Source organism: Serratia sp. (in: enterobacteria) (assembly GCF_046715635.1).
GTDB lineage: Bacteria > Pseudomonadota > Gammaproteobacteria > Enterobacterales > Enterobacteriaceae > Chania.
The window spans coordinates 1-7,183 of the sequence record NZ_JBKJYW010000228.1 but is presented as its reverse complement, the minus strand read 5'-3'; the positions used below and the strand labels follow the sequence as shown (position 1 = coordinate 7,183).

At 60.1% G+C, this 7,183-nt stretch carries 4 protein-coding genes; all 4 read right to left on the bottom strand.

Features of this window, described 5'->3' with window-relative positions; genetic code table 11:
- The coding region (gene bcsC / locus ACLQ7H_RS11575; protein ID WP_411752791.1) for a cellulose synthase complex outer membrane protein BcsC at positions 1–3,158 on the bottom strand (3,158 nt) is incomplete at its 3' end.
- Positions 3,140–4,252, bottom strand: a complete 1,113-nt coding sequence (bcsZ, locus tag ACLQ7H_RS11570; RefSeq protein ID WP_411752792.1) for a cellulose synthase complex periplasmic endoglucanase BcsZ — start codon at positions 4,250–4,252, stop codon at positions 3,140–3,142. The genes bcsZ and bcsC, both read right to left, overlap by 19 nt.
- 8 nt (positions 4,253–4,260) lie before the next feature.
- Positions 4,261–6,570, bottom strand: coding sequence for a cellulose biosynthesis cyclic di-GMP-binding regulatory protein BcsB (gene bcsB, locus ACLQ7H_RS11565; protein ID WP_411752790.1), 2,310 nt, complete (start codon positions 6,568–6,570; stop codon positions 4,261–4,263).
- A gap of 67 nt (positions 6,571–6,637) precedes the next feature.
- Positions 6,638–7,183, bottom strand: a 546-nt coding sequence (locus ACLQ7H_RS11560; protein ID WP_411752789.1) for a PilZ domain-containing protein, incomplete at its 5' end; no start/stop codon positions are given.

Sequence of the window (7,183 nt, the reverse complement as noted above, 5' to 3'; positions counted from 1 at the left end):
CCCCCGACTTCCCACGACCAGTTTTCCGTGCGCTGGCGATAGTTCACCGGCACCGCCAGCGAAACATATTGCTGCGGGCTGTAATAGCCCCCCTGCCCAAGGGAGTAACCGCTCAAGTCCTTCTGATAGTGCCAGAGCATGGTGCTCAGCCCAACGGTGGCACGGCGGTTATCTTCGTTAATCACCTTATAGTAATAGCCGGCCATCAATCGCTGGCGCTGGTTATCCTCGACATTCTGGCCGGTAAGCTGGTGGGCACTGAGATCGGCCCACACGCCGTTGGCTTCACCGCGATCGTAGCTGGCGCTCAGGTTGATACCGGTAGCTCGCACGCCGCCCCAGGTAGTGCCGGTATTCGGATCGCGAGTCCCGCCGAAGGCCAACAACGAACTGGTAATCGGCCGCCGCGAGGCGCCCAGCGTCCAACCGATGTGGTTCCAGTCACCGCTATAGGCCACGCCGCCGACCCAGTCCACCACCTCAAATCCCATCGGGGTGGTACCGATATCGGTTTGCCAATGGTCGTTGGCCCAACCGGCCGCCACGCTGGTGCCGGTGGTTTTTTGCCGTTCGTCACCGCGGCAACCCTGCGTGTTACAGGTGCCAAAGGTTTCGAAGTACTTGCCGTTATTATCGGTCGAGAAGCTGCCCGCGTTCAGTTGGACGGTGTCGGTACGCAAGAACGCCCGGCCGTCATACAGCGGCATATCCACCTGCAACATGGTGTCATGCGCCTGATAATCCGAAATGCCACCGGTACCGCTTGAGCGCCAGTAGTCGCTCCCGAGCGTGACCCTGACGTCCTGTTGGCGGTAAAGATCGGCGGCATCGGAGCGAATGCCGCGTTTTAGCCAGTCATCCGTCGCGCTATTGCGGGTCAGACGGGTGTAACCGTCGTTATCCTCGGGCACCGTTGGCGCAATGCCGCTGGCCACCATCGCCTGACGATAATCCTGCTGCGCCGGTTGAGATTGCAGCTGTGTTTGCTCCAGCCTGGCGGCATCCCGATACACCAAGGCTTTAGCCTGCCCCGGCGGCTCTTGCTGGGCGGCCACTTTTAACTGTTTGAAGATATCGGTCGCTTTCTGCGGTTCGCCTACCGCCGTCCAGGCATTGGCCACCCGGCGCTGGCTGTTGATCGACTCGTCCGGTTGCGCTGGTGCCGTTTGCAGCCGTTGGCGGGCCTCACTCAGCTGACCTTGCGCCACATAGGCTTCAATCTCCCCCAAACGCGCATCCGGATTATTCGGCTCACGCGCACGCACCCGCTGATAATCCGCCAGCGCCTCGTCATACGCTCCCCGCTCCAGCGCCCAGTCTGCCAAGGTCAGATCGATGCGCGTTGCGGGGGGCTGCTGGCGCAGATAGGCGATTGCTGCGGGTTCATCACCAGCAGTTCGGAGCCGTTCGGCATTCCCGAGCGTGGCCTGCATCTGCAAGCGCTGGGCCATTTCACGCATCCCGTCGTTCCACTGCGCTTTGGGCAAGGTATTCAACTGGGCCAACGCCTGGTTGTCACGATCGCTGCCAGCCAGGTACAGCGCATAGGCGTAAACGTGCTGCGGATCGTCAGACTGCTTCGCGGCCAGTTGACGCATTAGCTCGTCGGCCTGCTGCGGTTGCCCGGCTTGACGCAGCGTTTGCGCATAGTGATAGGTCAGCCAGACGTCATCAGGATCCTTCTGGTGTGCCTGTCGGTACTTTTCCGCCGCCTCTGGCCACTGCTGGCGCTCGGCCAGTTCTTCGGCCTGCTGTTTGAGCATGTCCAGTTGCAGCCCGTCGAGGGTGCTGCGCAGCTTGTTCTGCTGCCCGCGAGGCAGGCTATTGAGATAGGCCAGCGCTTTTTGTGGCGACTGCCGCTGGTAGATATTCACCAAGCCCCGCACCGCACTGCCGCTGCCCGGATCCAGGCGCAGAGCCTGCTGATAATAACGCTCGGCGGTAACATCATCTTTGCGGGCCACGGCAACGTCGCCCAGGCCGATCAACGCATCGCTGTCGCCGTTATCAATCTGCCGTGCCTGCTGGTATTTTTGCTGGGCCAACTGCAGGTTATTGGCCTTTAACGCCTTATCGCCCGCATCGATCGCCAGCCAGTATTGAGTGGTTTTGATCAAGCTCTGCCACTTGCTGCCGTCGTAGTTATCCTTGTCCGCCTTCTGCGCTTGCTGGAACAGGCTCAGCGCCTGCTGCCGGTTACCGGCACGGGAATAGGCCAGGCCAAGCGCACCAAGCACTTCGGCATCATTAGGTGCACTCGATAGCGCTTTTTTCAGTTCCGGGATCGCCGCACGGCTGCCGCCGTTATCCACCTGCGCCAGCCCGGTCATACGCGCGCGATAGGCCGGATCGGCCAACAGCGTCTGCTGGCGCGCCAGCTCCTGTTGCGCGCTCAACGCCTGTTCACCGCTCTCAAACACGCCAAGGAAGCGGTTCAACGCCGCCACGCTCTGCGGGCTGACCGGTAGCGCTTTGACCTGTTCCAACCACAAATCCGCCGCAGAACCGCGGCCTGCGGGATCGGCTGCCACTTGCTGTAACAGCTCATAGGCCTGAGCGTCGCGATCCTGGCTGAACAGCATCCGCGCCAGCGCCATGCGCAGGATAACGTTACCGGGATATTGCCGATCCAGCGCCTGTAGTTGCTGTATCGCAGCCGGTTCCTGGCCGGGTAGCCTGGCCACCAGACGCCAATACTCCACCGCCAGATCGAGCGTTGGCAGATTACCGTGGAACAGCTCGTCGTACTGGGCTTTGGCCTCCGGCAAGCGCCCTGCGGCCGCCATCAGGCGTGCCTGTTGCAGCTTCTGGCGGGTTTCCGGCTGGGTCAGCAGCATGTTCATTTCTGCCTGGCGGAACACCGGCGATTGCGGTGCCACCCCCTTCAGCTTATCCAGCTGTTGCTGCGCCAAAACCTGATTACCCTGCCGCAGAGCCAGGCGCATACGCGCCGCTATCACGTCAGGGTTATTCGGATCCATCAGCTCAAGGCGATACAGCGATTGACGTACCAGCTCATCTTTGTTGCTGGCTTCACCGATACGCACCTGCTCCAGCAGCCATTGCTCTGGGGCAACGCTCTCGGCACTCTGCGCCTGCGGCAACAGAGCCAGGCTTAAAGGGAACAGGCTTAGCCAGCCTAGTGTGAAGTTGCGCATTGGCTACCCCAGGCGGGTTGAAGTTCACCCTGACGATTGAAACGATAGCGTTGCTGATCCCATCCCTGGCCGAACAGCAGCAAGGAGGCGCTGAAATAGGCATCACTACCCAGAGGGTTATCCTGAATACGTTGGCGTTGCACCGCCAGGGCATCGGGTTGTGCAGCCAGCAGCGGCAACAGCGCGGCGGAGAAACCTACCGGGCCAGTACCGTTGGTTTTCCCGCTGGCGGTATCGACCTTCTCCGGCACCGCGCCAAGCTGAGCCGTGAGGCGCACCATCGGTTGTAACTGCTTCACCAGCACCACTTTATGGGGATCGTCGTCCGCCAACATTCCGGCCCAGAGATAGACGCGGATGGCGTCATAGCTGCCGACATTGGGTTTGACGGGATCGGGCTGCCAGCCTTTACCCGATTGCCACTCGGCCCAGTCGGGTGAAAATCCTTGCGGAGCCGTTTCCAGCAGCAACCGCTGGCCGGTTTTCTGCATCGCTCGCCACGGCCCGTTCAATTGAGCAAAGCGGGCCAGCAACTGCGGCGGTAAATAGCTGGGGTTCAAGCGCCAGCGATCCTCGGCCACAAAACCCATCTTGCCCGGCAGCAGCATCAGCCCCAAACCGGGGATATTCGCCACTTCTTCACGGCCAATCCGTTGCAACAACAGCGTGCCCAATGTTTGATAGCGGCGGCTTTGCCACAGCCGCCCCGCCTCCAGCAGGTTATACGCGATCCACAGATCCGCATCGGCAGCCGAGTTGCTGTCCAGCACCTTCCAGGCCTTGTTATCATCCTGCCCCCACAGCCAGGCGGGCAGATGGGCGCTCAGGTCACCAGAGGCGAGATTGTTTTCCGTCCACGCCACCAGCTTATCGAAGGCAGGCCGATCGTTGGCCACCAGCGCGAAGAACATCCCATAGCTCTGCCCTTCGGACGTGGTGATGCGCTTCGGACTGCTGGGATCGATCACCCGCCCTTCCTCGCTGAGATAAAACTGTTGGTACTGCTGCCAGGCAGGCCAATCACAGCTTGCCGCCGTGCTGAACGCACACAGCAGCATCAGGCCAGGCAGCAGGCGGCGCAGGCAGATCCCCATCATGGCAATTAATCCCGATCTTCCGGTGACAGACGACGACGGCTAAAGGCCTTCAGACCACGCCGCAGCAACAGGGCCACGATCACCACCACCAGCGCGGCTATCGCGCCTAGCAGCAGCGGATGCGTCGACAACGCATACCAGATACGCTCCCACCACGGCAGATGGCCGACGTAGTAAACATCCCCCACCCGCAGGCTATCGACGCCGGACTCACGGATCACCGCCACCGAACCAAACATGGCCGCACGCTTGCCGCTGTCTAGCTGCGCATTGTTCAACAGTTCATAACCCCGTGGGCTGTCTGCCAGCAGGGCTACAATGCTGCGCTGATCGTGGAACGGAGACTGCACGCCGATCACCGCCGCCATCGCCCCTTCCGAGCTGATGGTGGTTTTGCTGTCTGGCATGGCGTCATCCTGCTGCACATCCATACTCGGCAGCGGCAGTTGGCGCATCGGCATTTTCACCCAGCTCAGCGTCGCTTCTACCAGCAGGTTGATTTTCTTGTCATCACGCAGCTCCGGCGGAATGGTGCCGATCAGCAGGATATCGGCATCTTTATCCTTAGCCTGCGACCAGTCATCGGACAGCGAGAAAGCCAGCGCCGGATAGCCGGTTTGCGCTCCCATGTTACCCATGGCGTTGAGCAAGGCGCTCACCTGGGCGGACTGCGGCTGTTTGTTCACCAGCACCAGCGTTTGCGACAGATCCGCCAGGCGGCTGAAAGGGAAACCGGCGTTGGCAAAGGAACGCAGGTCGGGCATGGTAATAAAGTGACGATAGCCGGAGAAATCGATGGTGGAGTTGCCGTCGATTACCGCATGGTTTGGCACCAAAGAATAGGTTTCGCAGCGCCCTTCGGCACCGCTGGCCAGCAACGTGGTGTAATCGAAGTCAAAGCGCAGTTGGTTGGTGGCCCCCAGCTTCAGCGCCGGAATATTGACCGCCTTGTTGGAATCAAGCAACCCCTGTGACAGCGGCAAACGCAACAGCTGCGCGCCCTTCTCATGCTCTGGCACCAGGGCATAGGACTGCACAAACTGATTGTTCAGGCTGATGCTCAGGCGGGAACCATCCTCAATACGCGGCGAGGTGTAGCGGTATTTCAGCTGCATATCGATGCCAGTGCTGTGGATCAGGAACAGATCCGGTGGCAAGTTCATCGACAGTGAGATCGGCCCGGGTTCGACGCCGTTGGTCTGCAACTGCTCGGCATATTGCTGCAGTTCGCTGAACTTCATCGCCCGATCGGTGCGCACCCAGTTTGGCGCATCGTACGGCTGGCGAACGGCCAACTGCTCAACCTTATCCACGCTCAGATTCTGACCACGGAACAGAATATTGCCCTGAGCAATGCCCTTCACCGCCGTGATCAGGTCGTTATCATCACGGCCCTGCACCAGCAGCAGCTTCACATAAGGGTTATCCGGGTGGCTGATCATCTCCACCGTCGGCCCGTTAACCGCCGGGTAATCCTTCAGGAAATCCGGGCGCTGTGAATTGGTAGCAAACACGATGGCGTGCTGGCTTGGTAAACGGTTAAACAGCGTCGGGAAGGATTGACCGCGCCACTGTGCCTGGGTACCGAACCAGGAGGCCAGGATCCCCGCCGCCCGTTGCTGTTGCAGATCCGGCTGCCCGGCAAACACCATCGGCAACGTTAATGGCCGATCGTCGCGGCTGTCGAAGAAGGGTTCCGGGAAGTGGGAAAGCTCATTTTTCACCGGCAGCGTCTGGTAACGCAGGCTCAATGAACTGGATTTGCTGACGTCCAGCCATAGCGTGCTGTTGGCCGGGTTCTCACAGATGTTCTGGTAATGGCCGATAAACACCAGACGAATGCGGTTAAAATCGGTGATATAGCGCGGATCGATCGGTAACTGGACGCGATTAGGCTTACCCAGCTGCTCTTTGCTGAGGGTAATGACCCCCATCAACTCATCGTTGAGGTAGATCTTGACGTGCGACTCCACCGGGATCAGTGACGGTGAAGGGGTAAACTCCAGATCGAGCAACGCCTGTGAAACCACTTCGTCACTGCGCACGCCAAACTCGATCTGCCCTTCTGGGCGAGTGCCGCGCAGAATAAAGGTGCCGGGCGGTGGTGCTACCTCGGTAAACGGCAGTTTTACATCACGTACTGGCGCATTGGGCGCTAGTGGCACCGCCTCTCCCATAGGTACGGTGAGCGGAGCTTCGACCACGGTGCTCGCAGACGGAGCCGCGCCAGCCGCTGGTGTGGGGGCCGTTTGTGCCTGAGACAAAGTACTGATGCCTAAGGCCAGCGCGGTAAACCAGTTTATTTTTCTCGTCATCGTATCATCATCATCAATGTTGGGGCCGGTTCGCAGAGCTTGCGAACCGGCAGTTACGATACACAGCCTATGCCACCGTCTCTGAGGCCGTTGAAACCCGACCTCTTCCTACGCCATGCGGAATAAATGACAGGATCCAGGTTGCCAGCGAGGTCAGGCCGACCAGGATCTTGCGCATCGTTGGAGGCGCATAGTCCGCCATGCGCCGGTAGCCGTGAAAACCTAGCATCAGTACGTCCCGCAGGCTGTCCACCGGCCGGTCTTCCGGGAATGCGTCTTGCCACAGTGCCCAGGTATCGGCCCGGGCAAAGGTGCATTGAATAAATTCGATATGTTGGCGGGTCGAGAGTTCGACCAAGCGGACACCCACCGAGCGGCCATGGGATCGCGTCACCACGCAAGGGAAGCTGAACTCCTGCTGGCCACGTTTAAGCAGCAGCGCAATCTGGTCATGCTCTTGCAACTGATCCGGCACACGCATTTCGATACCCACACCACCGTCGGAGTAATCACGCAACGTACAGGGGAACAGATGTCCGTCTGCCCGGGCTACCGCCGCAGGCATGGCGATCTCCACGCGATGCGACTGCCGTACTTGCCTGGCCTCCACCGC

What these genes read in the sequence shown, in the direction of transcription:
- bcsZ (WP_411752792.1), bottom strand. Translation starts at nt 4,252, where the DNA reads ATGGGGATCTGCCTGCGCCGCCTGCTGCCTGGCCTGATGCTGCTGTGT.
- bcsB (WP_411752790.1), bottom strand. Translation starts at nt 6,570, where the DNA reads ATGACGAGAAAAATAAACTGGTTTACCGCGCTGGCCTTAGGCATCAGT.